Annotated in this window: 25 protein-coding genes and 1 riboswitch; of the genes, 7 read left to right on the top strand and 18 right to left on the bottom strand. The window is 33.4% G+C overall.

Annotated features, from left to right (window positions below; translation table 11 throughout):
• Positions 1 to 203 precede the first annotated feature (203 nt).
• Entirely contained in the window at positions 204 to 341 is a 138-nt protein-coding gene (locus tag ADJ83_RS24575) for a YpzI family protein (protein WP_065429089.1), read from the top strand.
• Positions 342 to 414: 73 nt separating this feature from the next.
• On the opposite strand, the gene rpsA is transcribed toward ADJ83_RS24575, so the two are convergent.
• The 11 genes from rpsA to ADJ83_RS11665 form a co-directional block, all read right to left on the bottom strand.
• Entirely contained in the window at positions 415 to 1554 is a 1140-nt protein-coding gene (gene rpsA, locus ADJ83_RS11720; protein WP_031538293.1) for a 30S ribosomal protein S1, read from the bottom strand.
• A gap of 187 nt (positions 1555 to 1741) precedes the next feature.
• The gene (gene cmk, locus ADJ83_RS11715; protein ID WP_031538292.1) at positions 1742 to 2419 is read right to left on the bottom strand and encodes a (d)CMP kinase; all 678 of its coding nucleotides are present in this window, start codon (positions 2417 to 2419) and stop codon (positions 1742 to 1744) included.
• Between the two features lie 257 nt (positions 2420 to 2676).
• The gene (locus tag ADJ83_RS25600) at positions 2677 to 2853 is read right to left on the bottom strand and encodes a DUF5359 family protein (RefSeq protein WP_031538291.1); all 177 of its coding nucleotides are present in this window, start codon (positions 2851 to 2853) and stop codon (positions 2677 to 2679) included.
• Positions 2854 to 2973: 120 nt separating this feature from the next.
• Positions 2974 to 3645 carry a flagellar brake protein gene (locus tag ADJ83_RS11705; protein WP_031538290.1) on the bottom strand — a complete coding sequence of 224 codons (672 nt, stop codon included), beginning with the start codon at positions 3643 to 3645 and terminating at the stop codon, positions 2974 to 2976.
• A 275-nt stretch (positions 3646 to 3920) separates the two neighbouring features.
• Positions 3921 to 5267, bottom strand: a complete 1347-nt coding sequence (ypeB, locus tag ADJ83_RS11700) for a germination protein YpeB (RefSeq protein ID WP_031538289.1) — start codon at positions 5265 to 5267, stop codon at positions 3921 to 3923.
• A gap of 13 nt (positions 5268 to 5280) precedes the next feature.
• A complete protein-coding gene (gene sleB, locus ADJ83_RS11695; protein ID WP_031538288.1) occupies positions 5281 to 6339 on the bottom strand; it encodes a spore cortex-lytic enzyme in 1059 nt (352 codons plus the stop codon).
• Positions 6340 to 6539: 200 nt separating this feature from the next.
• Positions 6540 to 7208 (bottom strand): glutamic-type intramembrane protease PrsW, encoded by a 669-nt coding sequence (prsW, locus tag ADJ83_RS11685; RefSeq protein ID WP_031538286.1) that lies wholly within the window; start codon positions 7206 to 7208, stop codon positions 6540 to 6542.
• Positions 7209 to 7247: 39 nt separating this feature from the next.
• The gene (locus ADJ83_RS11680) at positions 7248 to 8216 is read right to left on the bottom strand and encodes a YpdA family putative bacillithiol disulfide reductase (RefSeq protein WP_031538285.1); all 969 of its coding nucleotides are present in this window, start codon (positions 8214 to 8216) and stop codon (positions 7248 to 7250) included.
• 176 nt (positions 8217 to 8392) lie between these two features.
• A complete protein-coding gene (locus ADJ83_RS11675; RefSeq protein ID WP_031538284.1) occupies positions 8393 to 9670 on the bottom strand; it encodes a Glu/Leu/Phe/Val family dehydrogenase in 1278 nt (425 codons plus the stop codon).
• A 740-nt stretch (positions 9671 to 10410) separates the two neighbouring features.
• On the bottom strand, positions 10411 to 10992 hold the full coding sequence (locus tag ADJ83_RS11670) for an adaptor protein MecA (protein WP_031538283.1): 582 nt from the start codon (positions 10990 to 10992) through the stop codon (positions 10411 to 10413).
• A 111-nt stretch (positions 10993 to 11103) separates the two neighbouring features.
• On the bottom strand, positions 11104 to 11919 hold the full coding sequence (locus ADJ83_RS11665) for a metallophosphoesterase (protein ID WP_031537381.1): 816 nt from the start codon (positions 11917 to 11919) through the stop codon (positions 11104 to 11106).
• Positions 11920 to 12170: 251 nt separating this feature from the next.
• Between ADJ83_RS11665 and ADJ83_RS11660 the strand changes: the two genes are divergently transcribed.
• From ADJ83_RS11660 to ADJ83_RS11650, 3 genes are read left to right on the top strand one after another with little or no spacing between them, the layout of a single operon-like run.
• Positions 12171 to 12392: a spore coat associated protein CotJA gene (locus tag ADJ83_RS11660; protein ID WP_031537380.1), complete on the top strand. Its 222-nt coding sequence runs from the start codon at positions 12171 to 12173 to the stop codon at positions 12390 to 12392.
• Positions 12393 to 12399: 7 nt separating this feature from the next.
• On the top strand, positions 12400 to 12660 hold the full coding sequence (locus ADJ83_RS11655) for a spore coat protein CotJB (protein ID WP_031537379.1): 261 nt from the start codon (positions 12400 to 12402) through the stop codon (positions 12658 to 12660).
• A gap of 46 nt (positions 12661 to 12706) precedes the next feature.
• Entirely contained in the window at positions 12707 to 13276 is a 570-nt protein-coding gene (locus ADJ83_RS11650; protein WP_031537377.1) for a manganese catalase family protein, read from the top strand.
• An 85-nt stretch (positions 13277 to 13361) separates the two neighbouring features.
• Here ADJ83_RS11650 and ADJ83_RS11645 read toward each other — a convergent pair whose 3' ends face one another.
• The 5 genes from ADJ83_RS11645 to ADJ83_RS11625 all read right to left on the bottom strand — a co-directional run bounded on the left by ADJ83_RS11645 (position 13362) and on the right by ADJ83_RS11625 (position 17872).
• Positions 13362 to 13820: a DUF2663 family protein gene (locus ADJ83_RS11645; RefSeq protein ID WP_031537375.1), complete on the bottom strand. Its 459-nt coding sequence runs from the start codon at positions 13818 to 13820 to the stop codon at positions 13362 to 13364.
• A gap of 132 nt (positions 13821 to 13952) precedes the next feature.
• Positions 13953 to 14669 carry a LysM peptidoglycan-binding domain-containing protein gene (locus ADJ83_RS11640; protein ID WP_031537374.1) on the bottom strand — a complete coding sequence of 239 codons (717 nt, stop codon included), beginning with the start codon at positions 14667 to 14669 and terminating at the stop codon, positions 13953 to 13955.
• 54 nt (positions 14670 to 14723) lie between these two features.
• The gene (locus ADJ83_RS11635) at positions 14724 to 15323 is read right to left on the bottom strand and encodes a CPBP family intramembrane glutamic endopeptidase (protein ID WP_031537373.1); all 600 of its coding nucleotides are present in this window, start codon (positions 15321 to 15323) and stop codon (positions 14724 to 14726) included.
• A gap of 9 nt (positions 15324 to 15332) precedes the next feature.
• Complete coding sequence (locus tag ADJ83_RS11630) at positions 15333 to 16829, bottom strand: RecQ family ATP-dependent DNA helicase (protein ID WP_231512550.1); 1497 nt, start codon at positions 16827 to 16829, stop codon at positions 15333 to 15335.
• Complete coding sequence (locus ADJ83_RS11625) at positions 16826 to 17872, bottom strand: helix-turn-helix domain-containing protein (protein WP_031537370.1); 1047 nt, start codon at positions 17870 to 17872, stop codon at positions 16826 to 16828. The genes ADJ83_RS11630 and ADJ83_RS11625 overlap by 4 nt, the downstream gene beginning before the upstream one ends.
• A gap of 313 nt (positions 17873 to 18185) precedes the next feature.
• On the opposite strand from ADJ83_RS11625, the gene ADJ83_RS11620 reads away from it, so the two are divergent.
• The gene (locus tag ADJ83_RS11620; protein WP_031537368.1) at positions 18186 to 18434 is read left to right on the top strand and encodes a ferredoxin; all 249 of its coding nucleotides are present in this window, start codon (positions 18186 to 18188) and stop codon (positions 18432 to 18434) included.
• Between the two features lie 417 nt (positions 18435 to 18851).
• On the opposite strand, the gene ADJ83_RS11615 is transcribed toward ADJ83_RS11620, so the two are convergent.
• Together ADJ83_RS11615 and ADJ83_RS11610 are read right to left on the bottom strand one after the other, a co-directional pair.
• Positions 18852 to 19433: an ECF transporter S component gene (locus ADJ83_RS11615; RefSeq protein ID WP_031537367.1), complete on the bottom strand. Its 582-nt coding sequence runs from the start codon at positions 19431 to 19433 to the stop codon at positions 18852 to 18854.
• A gap of 170 nt (positions 19434 to 19603) precedes the next feature.
• Positions 19604 to 19739: riboswitch (FMN riboswitch) on the bottom strand.
• Between the two features lie 267 nt (positions 19740 to 20006).
• Entirely contained in the window at positions 20007 to 20774 is a 768-nt protein-coding gene (locus ADJ83_RS11610) for a M23 family metallopeptidase (RefSeq protein WP_082169264.1), read from the bottom strand.
• A 726-nt stretch (positions 20775 to 21500) separates the two neighbouring features.
• Between ADJ83_RS11610 and ADJ83_RS26220 the strand changes: the two genes are divergently transcribed.
• Positions 21501 to 22277 carry an IS110 family transposase gene (locus tag ADJ83_RS26220; RefSeq protein ID WP_231512549.1) on the top strand — a complete coding sequence of 259 codons (777 nt, stop codon included), beginning with the start codon at positions 21501 to 21503 and terminating at the stop codon, positions 22275 to 22277.
• Complete coding sequence (locus ADJ83_RS26215) at positions 22259 to 22717, top strand: transposase (RefSeq protein ID WP_202908336.1); 459 nt, start codon at positions 22259 to 22261, stop codon at positions 22715 to 22717. The genes ADJ83_RS26220 and ADJ83_RS26215 overlap by 19 nt, the downstream gene beginning before the upstream one ends.
• Positions 22718 to 22915 lie beyond the last annotated feature (198 nt).

Here is a 22915-nt window from a genome sequence, read left to right as displayed (position 1 = left end):
TAATTCCCATTATGTCTCGGCAGGATGTAATTTAAACGAAAAAGATACAAGTAAACAAAGGAAATATGTTGCTATGCAAAAGGAATTTTTTTCATCATGTAGTTTCGACTATTCTGTAGAATACTAAAAAGAAACTTCCATTAAGGAAGTGAACGGACCATGTCATGAATGGAATCAATTAATTATTTTGGGAGGTAAATTCTATGGCTAAGGATAGACAGGAAAAAAAATTAAAACAAAGTAACCGAGTAGAGTCTGACCGTGACCAAGCACTTCATTATAATGGTTCAACTCGATTACAAAGTCCTGAAGAAGGCAGATTATTAAACGATAATAAGTAGGCATTGCAAAAAGGGTGACCTAAAAAAATGGCCACCCTATTATATCTTCTTTCTATTTAACGAAACAAAGAAATTAGTTTTTCAACTTTTTCAATTGTTCTCCAATCATATCACCTAATTGGAAACCTTTTGATTCTTCAGGAAGCTCATACACTTCTTCCTCATCCACTTCTTTCTCTGTAAGTTCTTTAATACTTAGTGAAAGGCGTTGGTCTTCTTCGTTAACATCTAAAACTTTCACTTGAACTTCTTGACCTTCTTTTAGCACTTCATGTGGTGTTCCAATATGTTTATGGGCGATTTGTGAAATATGCACAAGTCCTTCTACCCCTGGGAACACTTCAACAAACGCGCCATATGAAACAATACGCTTAACTGTTCCATCTAGTACACTACCTTTTTCAGCACGATCTGCAATGTTCGCCCATGGTCCTGGCTGTGTTTCTTTAATAGATAAAGAGATACGGTCATTATTACGATCTACACTTAGTACCTTCACATTTACTTCCTGACCTTCTTGAACTACATCTGTTGGGCTAGAAATATGTTCATGGGACAATTGAGAAATATGAACTAATCCATCAATGCCTCCCAAGTCAACAAACGCACCAAAATCAGTAATTCTTTGTACAGTACCTGTTAGTGTTTGGCCAGCTTCAATCGAGTCAAGAAGATTTTGCTTTTGCTTACTTTTCTCTTCCTCTACTACAGCGCGATGGGATAGAATAAGGCGGCTTTTATCTTTTTCTAGTTCGACAATTTTAAAAGAAATTGTCTTACCTTTGTAATCAGAAAAGTCTTCTACATAATGAGCTTCTACTAAGGATGCAGGTACAAAGCCTCTTACACCAAGATCAACAACAAGTCCGCCTTTAACAACGTCTTTTACTTCTGCTTCGAAAACTTCACCTGAATTAAACTTCTCTTCAAGTTGATCCCACGCCTTTTTGGCATCGACTTTTCTTTTTGATAAAACAAGGGCATCCTCTTCCACTTTAATAACTTCTAATTCAAGCTTGTCTCCTTCTGACACAACATCACTTGCTTTTTCAATGTGCAAGCTTGATAATTCACTTATTGGAAGTATCCCATCAAGTTTACTATCACTGATTGCAACAATTACCTGTTTTTCTTCTACCTTCGTAATCTGACCATTTACTACGTCTCCAACAGAATAATTATTTACAACTACATCATTTAATTCCTCAGACATATGTACTCCTCCTTCGACTCTACCTGCATAAATATTTGTTTAAAAACATCCTGCAGCTTAAATAAATTTATCATGCATACGAATTTTAAGAATTCTTCTCTTTAAACTTCTTACAAACTTGTTTTTTTGTCAAGCAAGAAACACTAGACTAGTTTTTAAGATTAAGTGGATCTTCTATCTGTTAAAATTAATTGCTTATTTTTTCTCTTGTTAATTCCATGATTTTATCTACTACATTATAAATAGATAAAGAAGTTGTGTCGATTTCAATCGCATCATCCGCCTTCTTAAGGGGGGCAACTTCACGTTCTGAATCTAATTTATCCCTTGCAGCAATTTCCTGTTTTAATTGTTCTAAGTCAGATTCATATCCTTTTTCTATGTTCTCTTTATGTCTTCTAAAAGCTCTTTCATCAACAGACGCTAAAAGGAATACTTTCACCTCAGCAGTAGGAATCACATGGGTGCCGATATCTCTACCATCCATTACCACTCCACCATTTACTGCAAACATTTGCTGCCTTCTTACCATTTCTTCCCTTACAAGCTTATGCTTCGAAACGATAGAAACAGAGTTCGTTACTTCACTTGAACGAATTTCCTTTGTTACGTCTTTGCTATCTAAGAAAATTAATTGTCCTTGCTCACCTGGGAATAATTCAATCACAGTCTCATTTAACATATTTATTAAATTCTCTTCTTCTTCTAAATTCAATTTATGATTTATTGCCTTATAGGTTAATGCTCTATACATCGCACCTGTATCGATATAAATATATCCTAATTGTTCTGCGACAATCTTTGCAACCGTACTTTTCCCTGCAGCTGCGGGGCCATCAATTGCAATGCTAATTTTCTTTTCCATAAATCCTCCTGAACTACTGGCTCAAATATACCAATTATCTTATTAAAATTCTCCATAACCGTTGTTGGCTTCTAAAGAATATACAATCCTTCTTAAAAGCAGCATTTCATCATTAGGAGAGCTAGCCTTAATTTGGCTTAACTATCTTTTATTTTAACATATTTCTTTTCATTTTTTATCACTAATATCGGCTTATTTATGTAGCATTTTTGTATATAACAATTATAGGAAAAAAGACAAATTTCTTCATTCATGTTTTATTTTCTTCCAAAAGTCTCAAGAAAGGATATAAAATTGGAATCCATAACTCCTTCATATTGGGTAATGGTTCTTATTTCCGGGATAATATCCCACATATGAAATATTTGACCAACTAAAAAAAAGACGATTTGAAGCAGGATTATCTTTATTATAATTCTTTCTACCGTTTTCATTCGAAGCACTCCTTTTACTAGCCACTACTACAATCGTAGAGAAGAAAGTAAAACTTCCTAGCGATCATCAATACGAATTCATCCTATAAAGTTAGTATCGGAGTTTTAGTATTCCTTTATTCAGATTTCAAGCCCTTTCTTTTTTAAGGATAATTGGCGGTCAAAACTAAATCTTAACATCGACTGACGATCCACTGGCTCAATATCTAAAAATTCAATAGACATTTTATTGCTATTTTCATTGTAATCAATGATTTTTTTAATCTCCGCATCTAGATGCAAATAATTATACTCTCCGTTCTGTAAGGGTAAGACTAATGAAACTTTTATCTTACTATTTTCCTCTAAGTATATTTTTTTAGGAACAATAACCGCAGCTCCCCCTGCACTAAAATCTAAAGATACCGTTGTGAATGGCTGAAAGGAGTTCTCTACTTCCATTGGATGAATAGCCATATCAATACTTGTTTCAATCCGTACGAATTGTCTTCGCTGAATTTTAATCATTTGATCTATGCTAGGTAATGAAAGAATTAACACCGGTACATTATTATCTTTTTTTCTTCCGATTACTTCTGAATGAAATAAATAAGCGATTCCTTCATTTGTAACAAAATTCACTCTTAATTGAGCACCATTCATTAGAAAAATCAGCTTATTTGTTTCAAGATGAATGGGATATTCAATATAAAGGGATTTTTCCTCCATTCCTAAAACACGGCTTTTATATTGATCAACTTTTTTTTCTCCATGAATCGGTTCAATAATTAATGTATCTCCAATTGAAATCACTTATCTCACACTTTCCTTTTTTTGGATTATATCTACCTTTATTATGTACTTTATTTTTATTTAATTGTAGCACTTCTATCCGTAAATAGTTCTTAGGACTCATAAATATACTCTATACACCGAACTATATACCTACTTTCATGTATCATTATTGCATGATTAAATTATATTTGGCAATACCACCTTATGGAGCGTCTTACTGGAGTTTAAGAATAAGAGAAAAAAACTGTCAACCTTCTCCTTTTTAGAGCCTGTTGACAGCTTTTTTATTTTTATTATACTACTTCTTCATAAACTGGTTCAGCATTCTTTAATTTTTCAACTTTTTCTTCTGTTCCATTATCGGCGTTAATATAAATCCGATAAGTATCTTCTCCTAATGTTCCAATAAATTCATAACATAACACTTCTTCATTAAGATCATTAAGGATTATTGCTAATCCATCATCCATAATATTAACCTGTTTGTTGATTTTCTTTAATGCATCTTGTTTAGATATCACCGGATCTTTTATTTCTCTTTCTGTATTTGCCATTAAATAATCCTCTGCTGCAAAGCCAATGATATTTCCATTATCTAATGCAACTTTCATTTTTATGCTATCTGGATATATTTTTACTCCATCGACTTCTGTTACAAAATTAAACACACCAATGTTTTCATACTGCATACTTTCAAATAAAGCTAAGTTTTTAAAGTTATGATCCTTTAAAAATTTCACAGCATTATTATTCGCTTCATTAAGGCTAATTTTATCTTTTTTTACATCTCGAGAAACAATCGACCATATTGGATATCCACCTTGTTTTGTTATATCCATATTGGCTTCTATATCTGTACCTTTTTCCTTTAATGTTACACTATAGAATCCATAATTTGAACCTTCTCCACTTTCAGTGACTTTCACATCTACAGGATTTTTAAATTCAGCAAATTCTTTTGCAATATTTTCTGCTTCTTTTTCAGAAATCTTCTTTCCTTTTAAATGTTTGAAGTTTTCGTCCTTTTTTTCCATATTAACATTTGTTACTCCAAAACTTGTTTCCTGATAACCTTCCACTTTATTTTCTACGGTTTTCAAACCATCAATAATGGTATTATCTAACTGCTTATCTGTGGCTAATGCCATTTCAACATCCATCCAGCGGAGATTATTTTCCAGAACTAGATGCTGAACATTTCGTAATTCATCTTGGATATCTGCTGCTTCTTTATACAATTCATCTAATTTCTTATATTCATCATCAGATAATGGTTCTGAATTTAAATCTCTTACAGCAGTACGGTAACTAAAGTCACCAATGTTTGCTAGGAATTCTTCTGTTTTATTAAATGGTAGCAATGTTAATGGCAACTGTCCCACATCTGAATGTGCTTCAGATGTAATTCTCCATACTTCTGCCAATGCAGGAGAAAGAGATTCTTGTGAATTCATTGCTAATGTTGTACCAATTTGGTCATGAAGTAAATCTACTTGATACGTTAAATCATGGAAAGCCCTTTGATAGTTATTCTCTGCATTTAATAATACTGCATTTTTCTCTTTGTGCTCTTGATAGCCCCAGTAGGCTACTCCTGCTATCCCAAGTGTTAATACTCCTATTAATATTCCTCTTAACATTCATCTCACCCCACTATTTACAAAATATGTGCTTACCTATTTGTTTAATTTGTGGTCGACCCCAAATCCATGCACTAGTTGCTGTATCCGGATTAAAATAATACAAAGCATGACCCGTTGGATCCCATCCATTTATCGCATCTAATACCGCTTCTTTTGCTCTTTCATTAGGAGTTAGCCATATTTGTCCGTCAGCAACCGCTGTAAACGCACGTGGTTCAAAAATGACACCAGAAACGGTATTAGGAAATGTAGCACTATTAACTCTGTTTAGAATTACTGCTGCAACAGCTACTTGGCCGACATATGGCTCACCTCTTGCTTCACCATATACTGCATTAGCCATTAATTGAATATCATTTTGTGAAAATCCACTTGGTACGTTTGCTGCAGTTGGTTCTTTCCCTGTAGTATTTTCGCCACCATTTGTATTAGTTGTATTTTGTGGTGCTGGAGTGTTATTATTCTCTGTTGCAGTACCTCCCTCACCAGCACTTGTCCCCGTACCATTCTGGTTTCCAGAAGTATTATTTTTCGGGGTTGCTTGGCCACCATTACTTGCTTTCTTCTGTGTATCACTTTGCTTCTTAGCTGTATTATTACTTGGCTTTTTCTCCGTTTTAGTATTAGGTTTTTTTGTTTGCTTTTGCGTTGTCTCTTTCTTAGCAGACGGAGTCTTTTGCTTTTCTAAATCAACTCCACCATAATGGGAGAACTTTTTTCCACGGTTAATTTGTTCTTTTACAAACTGTTCATTATATTTGGTTGCACGAAGTAGCTTATCTTTCGTCTTAGTGCCAGCTAAACCATCAATTGGCAATCCGAATTCATACTGAAAGTTTCTTAATGCCCAATATGTTTGCCAACCAAAAACACCATCAATCTTTCCATTATAATAGCCTACGTATTGCAGTCTAGCCTGTAATTCAATAACATCATCCCCTACAGCACCATGCTGTATAACTTGTTCAGAAAATGCATGCACTTTTTGATCATGAAAAGGGAATGCTAGTAGTTCTAACAAAACAAAAAGGATGACCGATATTTTTGTGAGTAAAAACTTTTTATTCATGCTTATTACCCCCATAACTAAATACTATTAACATTAACAGTATTTTTTGTAGCAAATGGTTTTTTATACAAAAAAAGTAGAGTGAAGTTATTCACTCTACTTTGTTGCCTTTTTATATTGCCACTCATCCCTATTCCATAGAGGTTTAAGAAACCATTTTTCGCATAATGGTAAATTTTCCCCTCTATTCCTTTATACATTCATGTTCCTGTCATTTTTTGTATAGGTTCATTACTTAACTCTCGAGCACTCTTTACCTTTCGAAGTCCTAGCCACCATAAATAGAGCATAAATGGGGTAATAAAAATCTGCCAAATTTTCTCCCAGGATAATATATAATCATAAACACCATGAAGGATAAAAGGAACAAGTAGAGAATATACCAACCATTTCCCTCTTGGCACAATGAATTTTCCTTTACCAAAATAATAGCCCATAATGACTCCAAATAGAGCATGACTGGAAACAGGGAGCAATGCTCTTCCAAGAGCATATTCTAGTCCGTTTGCCACTAGATAAAGAATATTTTCCATGGTCGCAAATCCTAATGAAACGGCAACTCCATACACGATTCCATCATAAGGTTCATCAAAATCAGCATGCTTAACTGCTGTATAAAAAAGAATAAACCATTTAAAAAATTCTTCTAATAGGCTGGTGGTAAACAGTGCACTCCAAATACCTTCTGGAATAACATTCTCTGTTTGTAACACATATTGTATAAACATGATTGGAAAAACAAGTAGTGCGCCTGAAATAAAAGACCGCAAGACCAGTGATATTGGTTCTGAACCATATTGATCTTTTAAATAAAAATAGCTTAATAATGCTAATCCAGGCGCTATTCCGGCTGAAAAAATCGCCAACATGTCAATTCCCCTTTTCCTCTGTTTAAGGAGTATTCGGACCTATCTATTTTTTTCTAGGATCGCTTTGGCAATTTGCTCACCGTGAAATCTTCCATTTTCGATAAAGATTTCATTTGCATCATTTCCTGCAGCAATTACCCCAGCAATAAATATTCCATTCCTATTCGTTTCCATCGTTTCTGGGTCAAATATAGGTCTCCCTGTTTCTTTCTCGATTTCTACACCCATTTTTTTTAAAAATTCATGATCAGGATGATATCCAGTCATCGCAAACACAAAATCATTTTTTATTTCATGAATTTGGTCATTCACTTCATAAAGAAGTGTCGTTTCTTTAATTTCTACGACATTTGCTTCAAATTCCATTTTGATAATCCCTTTTCTCACTAACGATTCAAATTCGGGCAAAATCCATGGCTTGATACTGGAAGAATATTCACTGCCTCTGTATAAAACTGTTACTCTTGCGCCAGCTTTCACCAATTCAATTGCTGCATCTACGCTTGAGTTTTTCCCGCCTATGACCGTTACATCATGATTGAAATAAGGGTGTGCCTCTTTAAAATAATGCATTACCTTTTCTAACTCTTCTCCTGGAACATTCATATAATTTGGATGATCATAATATCCAGTTGCAACGATAATATAGGGAGCAATATATGTTGCTTTTTCCGTTTTTACAATAAATGATTGCTCTTCTGTTTTATTAACTTCCAGAACTTCTTCGAATGCATTAATGCGAAGCTCTTTTCTTTTTGCTACTTCTCGATAATATACTAACGCCTGATTTCTATTAGGCTTATATTGTTCTGTTATAAAAGCTACTTCACCTATTTCCAGCTTCTCACTTGTACTGAAAAATGTCTGATGAGTAGGATAACCATGGATGGCATTTACAATATTTCCTTTTTCAATAATTAGTGGATTTATATTTATTTTCTTTAAAGCGATTGCTGCTGCCAGACCGCATGGACCAGCACCAATGATAATAGCCTCTTCTCTTTTCAAATCGTTCACTCCTAACATTTTACCATAAGGGTAAACTTCCTTAAGAAATCCTTTTCTATTAATGAATATGGAATCGCTATGTGGAAGAAATTCACCCTGAAAAGTGCCAAAATAAAAAATCTCCTACCTATAAGGATAGGAGATTTTTGTAAATTGAGCAATAGATTTAGCCAATTTTATATCCAACCGCGGAATCTAGATGCTTCCGCCATTTTTCTAACCCCCACCATATATGCTGCCAATCTCATATCTACACGACGCATTTCGGCAGTATCATAGATGTTTTTAAAGGATTTGCTCATTACTTTTTCTAATCTTTCTTCTACTTCTTCTTCTGTCCAGTAGTATCCTTGATTATTTTGAACCCATTCAAAATAAGACACAGTAACTCCTCCAGCTGAAGCTAATACATCAGGAACCAATAATATTCCTCTTTCCGTTAAAATATGGGTAGCTTCCAATGTCGTAGGTCCATTTGCCGCTTCCACCACAATACTAGCTTTTATATTATGAGCATTTTGTTCTGTAATCTGGTTTTCAATCGCTGCAGGAACTAAAATATCACAATCTAATTCCAGTAAATCTTTATTTGAAATTGTATTATTAAATAAATTAGTAACAGTCCCAAAACTATCTCTTCTATCTAATAAATAGTCAATATCCAAACCTTCTGGATCATGCAATGCTCCATATGCATCTGAAATACCAATTACTTTTGCACCAGCATCATGCATAAACTTAGCCAAAAAGCTGCCCGCATTTCCAAATCCTTGTACAACAACTCGTGCACCTTCAATAGATATGCCTCTTCTTTTTGCGGCCTCCCGAATACAAATGGTAACACCTTTAGCAGTAGCAGTCTCTCGTCCTTGTGATCCACCTAATACAAGTGGTTTCCCTGTAATAAATCCAGGTGAATTAAATTCATCAATTCGGCTATACTCGTCCATCATCCACGCCATAATCTGTGAATTAGTAAAAACATCTGGAGCAGGAATATCTTTCGTCGGACCAACAATTTGACTAATTGCACGTACATAACCTCTGCTTAATCGTTCCAATTCCCTAAAGGACATATCACGAGGATCACAGACAATTCCACCTTTCCCACCACCGTAAGGAAGGTCCACAATTCCACATTTTAAACTCATCCAAATGGAGAGTGCTTTCACTTCTGTTTCTGTAACATTCGGATGAAAACGAATACCACCCTTTGTAGGTCCAACTGCGTCATTATGCTGAGCGCGGTAGCCTGTGAAGATTTTTACAGTTCCATCATCCATTCTCACAGGAATTTTAACTGTCATCATTCGAATCGGCTCTTTTAATAATTCATACACTTCATCTGAGTAACCAAGCTTGTTTAAAGCTTTATGAATTATTGTTTGTGTTGATTTCAAAACATCGTGTTGCTCTTCTACATGATTCTTCTCGTTAGATTTGTTGGCTACCATTAATAAATCCTCCTAAAAAACTACCAGTTTATAAACTGTAGTTCTTCTTTATAAGAATAATTATTTAGCTTCTTTTATAGAATCGAAAACATAAATGATTTTATTATTTCTTGTTTATTTGCTAATTCAAAGCATAGTATACTCTTTTACCTGCAAGATGCAAGAAAATTCGTCAGAAAACTTGATACAGAATCAACTAACACATAAGCTATCTGATTTTGCCAGCTTCAGGCATATTCTCCATCAATAAATCCATTTTTTACTGTGGATAACTGTTTTTTATTTCATATTCTACTATCAGTATATTCAATTAAACGATTCTTTGTCCTACCCCACCCTCATTTAATTATCATTAATTCATTTGTCTATAAACTAATTTCTTTACTCGATAAAATTACTTGAGGCCAAACAAAAATGATGGGAAGGATATCCCCATTTCATTTTAACACTTTCAACAGGTTTTACCAATCATCAACTTGTAAATTTTTATGTAGAATATTTTCTAAAATCACAAAAAAAGATAGATGATTTTATTTGCTTTTAAAGCAACTTTATTCTAAAAAACATAAGAATAAAAAGGAAAATCATTCTATCTCATTTATATGTAAAGGAATTTTCGTATATGTTGGTTGCTATTAGCCACAGCCTGAATACACATATCTTCAAACGGGTGTCACCTGTCTAACCGCCCATCCTCGTATGATTCTACGTATACAGGCTGCTTTAGTATTTCTAACAAATTAGAAATACTGTACTAGCGTCTCAATAGCATTATCGCTTATTATCGTATTTCCATATTCTTCAATAATGTATATACTCTTTAAACTACTTTCCCCATACTCACTTAGAATAGCAATCATTTGTTCTTCTTTGTACGAAGAAATATCTGTAAAGCATAAATAATATATTTCATTTAGATTATATAATGAACCGCCAGTGAAATTATTTTGCACTAATTGTTTCCCTGCATCAATAACATCCTCTATATCTATGAATTCATATAATATATCCACTGTTTCTTCTACAGTTACTTGCATCTCTAAAAAACCTTCTGATAAGATTTCTTCTGTATCCAATTCATTTTCTGTTATGGTTAAGATCATTACCATACCTTGAGCTTTCATTGAAAATATTTCAACAGCTACTGATCCATGTATCTCCATATCAAATAAATCATTTGCTTCTTCAAGCATTTCATGAAAAAAATACTGCCACTTTATCGAGTCTTTCCATATATCTTCCTTGGTCAATCCACGTTCATACAGATCATCGGTGGTCAGATGGATTTTAATTCTATTACTATTTAATCTCTCCAAACGCATGACTACGCCTCCTGCTCCTTGAAAAAACTCTTAATGCAGTTTATGAAAAGAAGGAGTAATCGGTGAGTAATATTATTAAGTGAGATTATTTAAAATGAAAAAGCCAACTATTCAAACTGTTGGCTTAAAAAATTTCATTTCTTCCTCATTCTGTTTGTGTTGAATTCTAATAATATGTGTTTCTGGCTTTGCCCCTAATCTTAAAGGAATACTTGTTGTCCCGTATCCATTACTAACAAACAAAGTAGTCTTTCCGATTAGCTTTGTTCCACCTAATTCATATGGTCCAAAACCAAATATCCGAATTTGGCCACCATGAGTGTGACCACTTAATACTAAAGAAATTTGATTTTCTTCATCTAATTCTTCGATTATTTTTGGATTATGACTAATTAATATCTTAAAGCTATTGTTCTCTACCTGTTGAAGTGCCGTTTCTAAATCATCATACTCTAACGAATAATCTTCTACTCCAATTAAAGACCAGCCTTCTCCATTTGATGACATAAAAGATACTGCTTTATTATCCAACAAAACGATGTCTTCTTCATTCAACAAACTCTCTAATGCATCCCGATCTATTTCATAATCATTATTTCCCCAGACAAAATAAACGGGTCCAATTTGTTTCAGCTTGCGTAAATTCTCCCTTGTTTGCTCCAAGTTTACACCCTTTTCTAAAAGGTCTCCACCTATTATTACCAGTTCTGCTACATCAATCACCTCATTGATTATAGTATCGTCAATGGTTCTTCGGTGTATATCCGAAATGAAAAATAGCGTTATTTCATGGATCGATGAAGGAAAGTTAGGAAAGTAGAATAGCTCATATTTCACATTATTCTCATTCGCGATATTTTTCATATAGATAAGGAATGCAATACAAAAAATTACAAGCAAAATAAAGCCGCCCAATAAAAATACCATAAAAACCTCCCCGTATTACCCTTTATGCTGATTCCTTTATTTTAATACAATTTCAGCTTGTTTTACTAATTTTAAGAATACCTTTTCCTTTTATTTCGAGTAGCTAAATGGAAACAAAATATTCCTATTTTATAGATTTCACTTGTAAAAAAAGTAAGAAGGAAAAGTTGTGCTTCTATAAAAGAAAGCATGTAAATTAATTTCTAGACATAAGATGTAAAGTATACCCATTATAAAGGAGGGAAATTATTATGCCTTCATTTTACAGAGAATATCATCCTTTTATCAGTCAGTTTGATCCCTGTCCACCGATAAAAACAAAAGTGTACTCAACGCCGCCCAATTTATTTCTTGGTTTTCAGCCACCACACCTTCCTCAGTTTAGTCCAATGGAAGCATTAAAAGCAGGAACTCTATGGAAAGCTCTTTACGACCCTTACTACAGTCCATATGAGAAAAAAATAAGGGAGTGAAAAAATTATGAAGCAGCTTCCACCTGAATATTATCAATTATTGGAACAGCTCCAAGCCGTCGACTTTGTTCTAGTCGAACTAACCTTATACTTAGATACCCATCATCATGATCAAGATGCTATTAATCAATTTAACCATTATGTAAAAGAACGAGAAAAATTCAAAAAGTTATATGAAAGCAAATATGGACCTTTATTGCAATTTGGAAATAGCCCATCTGGTTCACCATGGGATTGGGATACACCCCCTTGGCCTTGGCAAGTGTAAACATACTTCAAATATTTAATTTTGCGATAAAGGAGAATAGAATATTATGTGGTTATATGAGAAAAAGTTACAATACCCCGTTAAAGTGAGTACCTGCAATCCAATGCTTGCAAAATTTTTAATTGAACAATATGGAGGTGCAGATGGTGAACTTGCAGCTGCATTAAGATACTTAAATCAGAGATATTCCATCCCTGATCGTGTTATTGGATTATTAACAGACATAGGAACAGAAGAATTTGCTCATTTAGAAATGATTGCTACGATGATATATAAATTAACGAAAGATGCTACTCCAGATCAACTGAAGGCTGCAGGTCTTGGTGATCACTATGTTAATCATGACCACGCCTTATTTTACCATGATGCTGCAGGCAATCCTTGGACAGCAACCTATATACAGGCAAAGGGAGATCCAATTGCTGATCTATATGAAGATATAGCTGCAGAGGAAAAGGCTAGGGCCACATACCAATGGATCATCAATATGAGTGATGACCCAGATTTAAATGATAGCCTCCGTTTTCTTAGACAAAGAGAAATCGTACATTCCCAGCGTTTTAGAGAGGCAGTAGAAATTATTAAAGATGATCGGCAGCAGAAAAAGATTTTTTAAGGTTATTTTCTGTTTATATTCAAAAAGATACCTCCCTCGTAGGTATCTTTTGTTCTTTATAGCCCTCTTCATATCTTACACCTTTTTACTTTGCTTGATGAAATAAATTTATGTCGTAGAAATCTTTTAATTTATTATACATTTCATGTCGTCTGTTCCACGTTTCACTATTCCCAAATAAATCTTTACTTTTATCAATAAACTCGCAACGCAAGTCATGGAACTCTTTTTCTGCTTTATCCCTCTTTTGTCTCAATACATTCATATATCCAAATACTCCGATTATAAACAGAAGAATATAAAGATTAATGCTTTCTTCCACATACACGGAAAACATAACAGCAAATGAATGGGAATAGGGTATAGCAATTTGCTTATAAAGCCAAAGAAAATAACAAAAGGTCGTAAAGATAGTACACCACATAATGAGTATGTGACGTCTTTTTAACAGATCAAATTTTTTCTTTTTCTCGATTATTTTTAGGATAACTTTTTTAGTTGTTCCATCTAACACATAGTCTTCAGGGAAGATTGGACTTTCCAAAGTCGCTCCCTCCTTTAAATAGCACAATTTTAAAGTATCTGTTCTTCACATAGACCTCATGTGTAAGCAACATAACTTATCAATCGCTTTATAAATATATATGTAGTTAGTGGACAAGTTAGAATTAATTAATTATTGTTCAAGTACAATTTTTAACGTTTGTCCTAACTGAACTTGGTCATTTGTCATATTATTAGCGGATTTTATTTTTTCGATTCCATCCCCATTAGGGAAATATTTTAAAGCGATTCGATATAAATTTTCTCCTTTTTCGACAGTATGATATACTATCTTCTCATTTGCATTTGCTTGCTCCATGACCTCTTCCGTTTCTTCATTTTTTGGCGGATTCTCACTTGTTTGTTCCGATTCAGTCGTTTCCTTTGTTGCTTTATCCTCTTCTTCTACCGTTTTTTCTTTTGAATTATCTGTAGGTACATCTTCCTCTTCTTCTGTTTCGGTTGTATTACTATCTATCACTAATTCTTCTTGTTCTCCTTCTTCCGTTTTGTCCTGATTTGATTTATTATTGGATGGATTTTCTTTTTGTATATTTACATTTTCAAATAAACTAGGAGTATTTTCTGTTGATAAAAGATTAGAAAAATCTTTTCCATTTAATAAACTATTTATTAATAATAAGACAACTGGCAAGAGCACAAATATAAATGCTAATAAACTAATTATTGGAACTTTAAATTTTTTCTTTTTATTTTTATGAACAGCGCTTCTTGAAGGCAATGAAGATTCTTCCGCTCGTTCCTCGGATTTTTCCTCTTCCTTTGTCACCTTTTTTAAACGTTGTTTCTGTAATTCAGCTTGAACCCTATATGGATCTTCTTTTTTCATTTACATCCCATCCTAACAATTCCCCAATAAGTGAGCTTTTCCTCCACCGAACATTCACTTTGATACGCAAATTTCCTTTTGATACAAATTAAACCGAATAATACAACCGAGCAGGAAATCAATAAGAAAATGCATAATCACTGTAACCCAAAGATTTTCTGTCACTTCATATAAGACTCCAATAACAATACTTACTAATACAACATTAGCAAATAAAAAAGGATTGAATAAATACCGATAATGCATAATAGCAAAAAGAAGACAACTTAGAACTAGCCCTAAATTAGACTGGATGACACCACGAAAAAGTAATTCTTCACTAAATGCTACTATTAATGCTATGAACGCAATATGAAAAGGATGTCTATCTTGAAAAATTCGTTTGTTCACACCACTATCATCATGATAATGAGTAGTAAACCGATTCATCAACCAAATATCAAATATTACAACCACAAGTGCCGCAATGATTCCAATTATAAAATCTGTCCATTCATACTTAAATAACTCGGTAATTGGAGGATTCCATCTAAATATAATCATATGTAGAAAGAAAGCTATAATTAATAGGATAACTTGGGTCATATATACATTTTTCAATAGATCACGATCTGTCAATTGGTTAATTAACTCCGTATATTTTGCTTTATTCATTTTCATACCCTACTTTTTTATATTTAAAATAAAAGCTAACTGCTCTTTCCAATCAACTTGTGGCATATCCTGTCTATTGTTCTTACTTTGAAAGAAATCAGATAACTCCAATCCACATCTGTCACAGCATTTTTCTTTTCTTTTGCTTTTGTACTTTTCTCCGAAATATTCCATAATATACTTTCTTCTACATGTTTCAGAATGTAACCAAGCTATCAGTTCTTGTATTTTCTGTTTTTTTACTTTCACTCTTTCTTCACGGAACTTACAATATAATTCTAGAGAATGCCACAATTCTTCCATTGATTTATTTTTTGGCTCAATATATGATTCCAAAACTCGCCACTGTATTTCAGAAAAAAGCATTTGTAACTGATAACTTTCATTTTTCATCCAATCATCAAATGTTCGGTATTTCCTTAAAAGTGCTTTCCATTTATTAATCTGAAGCTCATCTGGCAACTCCGATTCAATTAACTGATAAGCAATCCATTCATCGCCTGGTGTATAAAGAACCATCGACACACTCTGGTTCCCATCCCTTCCTGCTCTTCCAATTTCCTGAAGATAAGATTCTAATTGTGTAGGCATATGAAAGTGGATAATGAAGCGGATGTCTTCCTTATTAATCCCCATTCCAAATGCACTTGTAGCACAAATAACGTCTAGCTGACCAGCTTGAAATTGTTGTTGCACGAGGATTCGGTCTTCCTGGGACATTCCTCCATGATAGGCCATTATTCGTTTCGAAGCTCTTTCTTTTAAGAAAGCAACAGTCTGTTCAGCCAACTTTTTACTAGAGAAATAGACGATTCCCTGCCCATCAAGCGCTTGAATATTTGCAAGAAGCTTCTCCATTTTTTCTTGGGTATGTGCTAATTCTTCAATATTAATAGCAATATTAGGTCGATCAACAGAATAAATAATCTCCTCAACATTTTCTAGATTTAACGACCTCTTAATATCCTTGCGAATTTCTTCTGTAGCTGTCGCTGTCAAAGCTAATGTCAAAGGATTATTCAATTTTTGTCGAATTTTTCCTAATTTTTGATAATCTGGTCGAAAATCATATCCCCATTGTGAAATACAATGTGCTTCATCAATTACAAATAAGCAAATCTTCATTCGTTGAAAAATTTCAAGGATATGAGTCATAGAAATCATTTCTGGGGAAATAAAAATATACTTGTATTGGTTAATTCGTTTAAGTACCCGTTGCTTTTCTCCTGGTGTTAGAAAGGAATTTAAAGCAACTACTCTTTTTTCCCCTTTCATCTTCATTTGTTCTACTTGATCCTGCATTAAAGATAAAAGTGGAGATATTATGATGACGGTACCTTCGAGAAGCATTCCGGCAAACTGATAACATAACGACTTTCCTGTTCCAGTTGGCAGCATCGCCAGCGTATCTCTATGATTAAGAACCGACGCAATCGTTTCTTTCTGTCCTCCACGAAATTGGGTTAATTGAAAGTACTCTTTTAGTTTGTCTTCTAATTTCATCATGAATCACCATACCTTGCCATCACCACACGTATCTCAAAATAAGAGACATCTGGTAATTGTTGCTTTATTACCTTTAATGATTTAGACGATGATTGCTCGATGCTATCTTTAATTCTCGTCATTTTTTCCTCGCTCACAAGACTATGAACTGGAAATGCAGGAACATTTAATAATACTTCAATAATATGGTCTTCAATTGTACTTTGTTTTAAATTTCTTAAATGAACAATTTCCTCTATATTATGGCCTTTTTGAATAAGATCATATGTTTTTGCTGTTGAAGCCGTTAACGTATAATTTTTTTTATTATCTTCAATCATATAACATAATAAGGAATAGTCCTCCTTATTAGAAAGGATTCTTTCTATCATAAAATGAAGAATAGCAAGAAAAGATAACTGATATAAGGAGGGATCCATTTTCATTTCTAATGCAGCTTGATCTGACGTAAGACCTATTTTTTTTAAACCTGTTAATCTGTTAATCAGGATTGCTGGATTTATTTCAATCTCCTCAAGACATTTTACTAAATCTTTATAAAGGTACTTATTAATGTTACTTCTATCTATAGCTATTGAATGGAGAGTCTCTTTCAGCCATAATTGGGTCACAGGATTTCTTTGTACTGGTATATATCGAATACTGTTTCCAGACAAATGGGAAGCAACTTGTATAAATAAAGACAATCTCTGCCAAAAAGGCTCTGTAATGGCATGAAATTTCCAACCATTTAAATAATTTGGAAGTGGATTATCCTTTAACAAATTCTCCAACTCTCCCTTTCTAGTATCATTAATAAAATAATGATTATCTAAAGACTGTACAAGCCATTTTTCCTTATATAATGTTTGAATAACTTCCTCTAATTGCTCTCTTGATAACATAGGAAAGGACTGATATAAGGAGGTTAACTGAAAGATATGAATATCTTGGATTGTTTGGGATGATTTTTTGCCATTTAATATATGAAGGATGGAGTATATGGTCCTTTCTCCATTCATTTTATATAAACAGTTAAGAATAATTATTTTCAAAAAGGACATACATTCATCTTCCTCTATATTCGACAAATTTTGTTGAAATTTGTTTGTAATATTTCTTTTATTTTAACATGAATTTAATTGTTAAGTGAACTTTGATCTCCCAACATCTAATATTTTTAGTGAAGAGAGCATTAATCTTTATAAAAACTGCTTGAATTTTTGACTATTTTAAGAAAAGTTATTCTTACTTTCTACTTTTTCTGTCTCTTTTTTATTGAAAAGTTAAAGATTCAGTCTTACAATAAGATAATAGTAAGGAGTATGCTAGTCATGTATATACTCCGTATGAATAACACTGGAGGTTTTTTTACTCATGGCAAAATATACGATTGTTGATAAAGACACATGTATTGCATGTGGAGCTTGCGGAGCTGCGGCGCCTGATATTTATGATTACGATGACGAAGGTATTGCATTCGTTATGTTAGATGATAATGAAGGAACAGTTGAAGTCCCTGAGGTATTACTTGATGATATGTTAGATGCTTTTGAAGGTTGTCCGACTGATTCTATCAAAGTTGCGGATGAATCTTTTGATGGAGATCCACTAAAATTCGAATAGTTTTCTTTATCATAAACAAAGCAGAAAGGAATTATGTATCCTTTCTGCTTTTTATTTATTAAGCCGTATAAAGTGTAAGAGATGATACTCCCTATAGGATTAGCGAAAAAAAGGTGACCTACTAGGCGAAAAGAGGGCACTGAAAAACTGCAATTTAACCATAATTGTTGGTGGCCGACTTTTAAATTTGGGTATTTCATTCGTTTTCAAATAAATCAACCCTTATTTAATTGGAAGAAACTATACTTTTCGTGCAGCCCCACGGAAAGCGCAGTGTATTCAAACTGCGAGTAATAGCAACAGACTGTTTTGAAACCTTCTTGATAAAACTTAAAACACGAATGGTTATACGTATATTACCGCATAACCATTCGTGTTTATCGCTAGCTGACATGCTTTTTTCCCTGTCCCTTAAGATTAAACATTTCGTGATGGAATTTGTTTATTAATCCATACACCCATTTTTGAAAATACTAACGTAAAGATTATTGAAATAATTATCCCTTTTAATAAATTGAATGGAATAATTGCGGAAATAATTGTTTGTCTTAATATAGTAGTATCATTCGGAATTTTCATTAACGCATTATAGAAAGGTAGCATGATAAAGTAATTAAATAGACTTAATAAAGCAGTCATGATTAAAATACTTAATGTTAAACCGATAGCCATCCCTTTTTTTGACTTAATTTTATTATAAATAAAATAGGTTGGCAGTATAAATGAGATTCCAGCGATAAAATTAGCAAAATGACCAACTGGAATTCCTGTTTCACTTCCTGTTATTAAATAATCCAATATATTTTTTATCAATTCAACTAATATTCCTGCTACAGGTCCTAAAATAAGTGCTGCAACTAAAGCTGGAATATCACTAAAGTCAACTTTTAAGTAGCTTGGAAATGGTGGAATTGGAAATTTAAGCATCATTAACACATAAGCTAAACTACTCATCATCCCAATCAAAACATACTTTCTTACATTCATTTTTTTCTTCATTTTCTTCTCTCCTTCTTTTTAGGATCCATCTACCTAAGAAGAAAGATTCAGCAATTTATTAAGAATACTGCAAATAAAAACCCTCAAGCTAAAGATATACTTGAGGGAGTAGTTTAAAGGTTGCATTCTTAATAAACGTTCTAAAAAGCTATTTTGAACGATTGCAGAACCTCCATCTTCTCCCATCCAGACTTTACTGTCGGTTTTGGAATTTCACCAAATCAACCTACCGAAGTAGGGTCACGGACTTTGAGTGCAAGACTCATCACCGTCGGTCGGGAATTTCACCCTGCCCCGAAGATAGACCAATATTAATTTGTTGTTTTACAATTGTTATTATACATGAAACAAACAATATTTGTGAAGAAGTTTGCTTAGAACTTCATTTATTGTTCACAATTTCACATATAAAAGACTTATTTTCACTCAAAAAGAGTTCACAAAATACTATTATTCTTTAACTTCGGGATAGTATCTTGTGAACGCTTTTTGCCGTTAGCCTTTTTTAATAAAAGGATTCGGTTGATTCCTCTCATGAAAGAAACTAACTCACTTTACCTATTCCTATACATTCTAAGTAAATTCCTCATTTTTATCTTCTATAAGATACTCACTGCTTTTTAGATATATACTTGCCTTCTTATATGGTATCGTTGTATATTCTGAGTCATCTTCTTTCTCCAATTCCAGCTCCATTTTCTGCATGCTTCTCTTTATATACTCTTCTTCCAACTTTTTTTCTTCCTCTAGAAGCAAATTTTTTTTAGGAGAGTGAATGGGTTCTGTTACTACATCCTCTACCTCTTCTTGCACAGCTATTTTTACAGTCTGACCTACTTGTACATTTCCTAATACTAAAATTGGATTTATTGCATTTTCTTTTGTAATGGTCCACTCTTTATTATGTATTTCAAAATGTAAATGTACACCAGAGGAATATCCTGTATTCCCCATTTCACCAATCAATTCCCCTTTTTTTACCAATTGTTTTTCCTTTACAAGCAGTTTATTTAGATGAGCATAGACCGTTTCTAAGTCATTTTCATGTTTAACAAAAATAACATTGCCATAGGATTGAGAATAATAGGATTTTGTTACGACCCCTTCATCTACCACATACACTTTGTCTCCAAGATCTCCTGCAATATCTATTCCTTTATGTGTCCCATTTCTTGTATTAAAGGTATCCGTTATTATTCCTTCACTTGGCCAAGTCCATGCTTTTGTGCGGTCAGCGAGGGAAAATGCTTTTGCTTGTGAATACTTGCCCCCTAAAAACAGTAAACTTATAAATAATAGCATAATAGCGGCTATAAGTATTCGCCTAATATAGTCTCCCATTAGTATCCTCCTTTTCCTTTCGTATCAAAAGACAGTCTTGTATGGAAAATTTGCATGAAGAGGTCCATTTAAAATTCACCTATTGCAATTGACATTTACATAGATTCCTCCTCTTCATATACAGATATACAGTAAAATCAATTTTTTTACTAAACATGCATTGTATCTGTTTGCACCTATTAAAATGTATTAGCAATTCTTTCTTTTAACTAACAGTCCCTACTGTTTCTACTCTTTCAACTTATGAGTACATGTTAATTGTTAGAACTATAGAATAGGCAGCTGTAAAATCTTCCACTCCTGTCACTTATAGTTCTTTAAAAAGGCAACAAAAATTATTTTATTCATTTATTCTTTTTTTATCCTATTTTGTTCCAAGCTTTGATAAAAGGATGAATATATTTTCTCAAAATAGCTTCCTTTATTAATTTCATGGGGAAGCACTATTTTATTAAATTAGAACATAAAAACATACTAAGATTAGTGGGTAAGGTCATCGACGGATGACTTTGCCCACTATTTTTCTTTTTAAGTTATAGTGAGAAGTGAAAGAAAGCTCGACCAGCCTCAGGGATCTCGAATCCGAATGATAAACGGAGCTTCTTCACTTTCATTTTTGAATCAGCTTTAAGTATGTTGGGGCCAAGGAGCTCGTGTATAGGAAATTGGAATCGAAATGAATAAGTGAAGATCTTTCAAAATGATAAAGAAGAGAGAGGAAAAACATTGGAATTAATTATTGCTTTAGATATTTCTATGGGGAAAAGTTACAAAGTCTTATATGACGGCCAAACATGTCTTTCAGAAGGGGAAATTCTTCACAATAAGTTTGGGTTTCAAGCATTATTAGAAGAGATTTATAGCCTTCCAGAAGAACCTAAAATTGTTTTTGAATCAACTGGTATCTATTCGAAGCCAGTGGAGACCTTTTGTCAGAAAAACAATTTAACCTATTTCTTGTTAAATCCTCTTGAAGCCAAAAAACAACTAGAACAGGGAACACTCAGAAGCTGGAAAACAGACAAACATGATGCCCATAAATTAGCACAAATTCATCCATTTGTGGATCGATCAGAAAAAGTACAACAACCTGAAATTTATACAGAACTTCGTGATCTTTCGCGCTTCTATCAAGAAATAGAAGGACAAATAAAACATACACGGATGTACTTGCACCATGCACTTCAAGTAAGCTTTCCGGAGCTTGAACGATTCTTTTCCAGTAGAGTAACGCCTTATGCTTTAACACTAATAGAGTTATTCCCACACCCTGAATTAGTATTACAGACAAGTAGAACCAAGATCAAAAATTTATTGATGAAAACTACGCATAAGAAGATATCAGAAAATCGAGCTATGGAGAAGGCGAAGTTACTCATTGAATACGCGCAAGAATCTTATCCAGCTGTTTCACCAGATAGTGTTCCAACTCAAAAAGTTCAATATTATGCACGACAACTTCTTCATCTATTAGAGGAAAAAAAATGGTTTCAGAACAATTAATTATGAAGGCCCGACAACTTTCAGAATTCCAGTTACTTACTAGTTTTCCTGGCATTGGGGAGATTAGCGCAGCACTCCTTATTGGGGAGATAGGCGATCTGTCACGCTTTTCTAATCATAAAAAAGTGAACGCCTTTATCGGCATAGATATTAGAAGGTATCAATCTGGTAAATATGCAGGTCAAGACCATATCAATAAACGTGGAAATCCAAAAGGAAGAAAAGTCTTATATCTTATCGTTAAGAATATGATACGCCAACAAAAAGCTGCCCCCAATCACATTGTGGATTATTATTATAAATTAAAAAAGCAACCTCAAGCCAAAAAGGACAGGGTTGCCACTGTTGCTTGCATGAACAAGCTATTGAAATGTATCTATTCCATGGTCAGGAACAATACAAAGTACGAATACTCGTACACGGTCTCTAAGGACCAATAATAACACATAAAAAGTATACCACAAAATACCACAGTTTGAAAAAATTAATAGAATAGCTGAGGTTATTTGACATGCTCAAAAATAGTACTATCAAGTTCAAATATTTTTTAAATAACTACTTGACTAATCGTAGGAAAGAGGCTGGGACATAAGCATTTCAATCAAAAACAAACACGAACTATAATGTAATTAAATTAC

Source organism: Bacillus sp. 522_BSPC, from assembly GCF_001076885.1.
Lineage (GTDB): Bacteria > Bacillota > Bacilli > Bacillales > Cytobacillaceae > Niallia > Niallia hominis.
This window is presented reverse-complemented; position numbering and strand designations above follow the sequence as displayed.

Bases quoted from the DNA above. Each gene is read 5' to 3' on its own strand.
- ADJ83_RS11630 (WP_231512550.1), bottom strand. From the start codon at position 16,829: ATGATGAAATTAGAAGACAAACTAAAAGAGTACTTTCAATTAACCCAA.
- ypeB (WP_031538289.1), bottom strand. From the start codon at position 5,267: ATGTTAAGAGGAATATTAATAGGAGTATTAACACTTGGGATAGCAGGA.
- ADJ83_RS24575 (WP_065429089.1), top strand. From the start codon at position 204: ATGGCTAAGGATAGACAGGAAAAAAAATTAAAACAAAGTAACCGAGTA.
- rpsA (WP_031538293.1), bottom strand. From the start codon at position 1,554: ATGTCTGAGGAATTAAATGATGTAGTTGTAAATAATTATTCTGTTGGA.
- ADJ83_RS11675 (WP_031538284.1), bottom strand. From the start codon at position 9,670: ATGGTAGCCAACAAATCTAACGAGAAGAATCATGTAGAAGAGCAACAC.
- ADJ83_RS25600 (WP_031538291.1), bottom strand. From the start codon at position 2,853: ATGAAAACGGTAGAAAGAATTATAATAAAGATAATCCTGCTTCAAATC.
- ADJ83_RS11655 (WP_031537379.1), top strand. From the start codon at position 12,400: ATGAAGCAGCTTCCACCTGAATATTATCAATTATTGGAACAGCTCCAA.
- prsW (WP_031538286.1), bottom strand. From the start codon at position 7,208: ATGTTGGCGATTTTTTCAGCCGGAATAGCGCCTGGATTAGCATTATTA.
- ADJ83_RS11635 (WP_031537373.1), bottom strand. From the start codon at position 15,323: ATGAATAAAGCAAAATATACGGAGTTAATTAACCAATTGACAGATCGT.
- ADJ83_RS11620 (WP_031537368.1), top strand. From the start codon at position 18,186: ATGGCAAAATATACGATTGTTGATAAAGACACATGTATTGCATGTGGA.
- ADJ83_RS26215 (WP_202908336.1), top strand. From the start codon at position 22,259: ATGGTTTCAGAACAATTAATTATGAAGGCCCGACAACTTTCAGAATTC.
- ADJ83_RS11670 (WP_031538283.1), bottom strand. From the start codon at position 10,992: ATGCGTTTGGAGAGATTAAATAGTAATAGAATTAAAATCCATCTGACC.
- ADJ83_RS11625 (WP_031537370.1), bottom strand. From the start codon at position 17,872: ATGTCCTTTTTGAAAATAATTATTCTTAACTGTTTATATAAAATGAAT.
- ADJ83_RS11650 (WP_031537377.1), top strand. From the start codon at position 12,707: ATGTGGTTATATGAGAAAAAGTTACAATACCCCGTTAAAGTGAGTACC.
- ADJ83_RS11665 (WP_031537381.1), bottom strand. From the start codon at position 11,919: ATGGTATTTTTATTGGGCGGCTTTATTTTGCTTGTAATTTTTTGTATT.
- ADJ83_RS11610 (WP_082169264.1), bottom strand. From the start codon at position 20,774: ATGGGAGACTATATTAGGCGAATACTTATAGCCGCTATTATGCTATTA.
- ADJ83_RS11640 (WP_031537374.1), bottom strand. From the start codon at position 14,669: ATGAAAAAAGAAGATCCATATAGGGTTCAAGCTGAATTACAGAAACAA.
- ADJ83_RS11615 (WP_031537367.1), bottom strand. From the start codon at position 19,433: ATGAAGAAAAAAATGAATGTAAGAAAGTATGTTTTGATTGGGATGATG.
- sleB (WP_031538288.1), bottom strand. From the start codon at position 6,339: ATGAATAAAAAGTTTTTACTCACAAAAATATCGGTCATCCTTTTTGTT.
- cmk (WP_031538292.1), bottom strand. From the start codon at position 2,419: ATGGAAAAGAAAATTAGCATTGCAATTGATGGCCCCGCAGCTGCAGGG.
- ADJ83_RS11660 (WP_031537380.1), top strand. From the start codon at position 12,171: ATGCCTTCATTTTACAGAGAATATCATCCTTTTATCAGTCAGTTTGAT.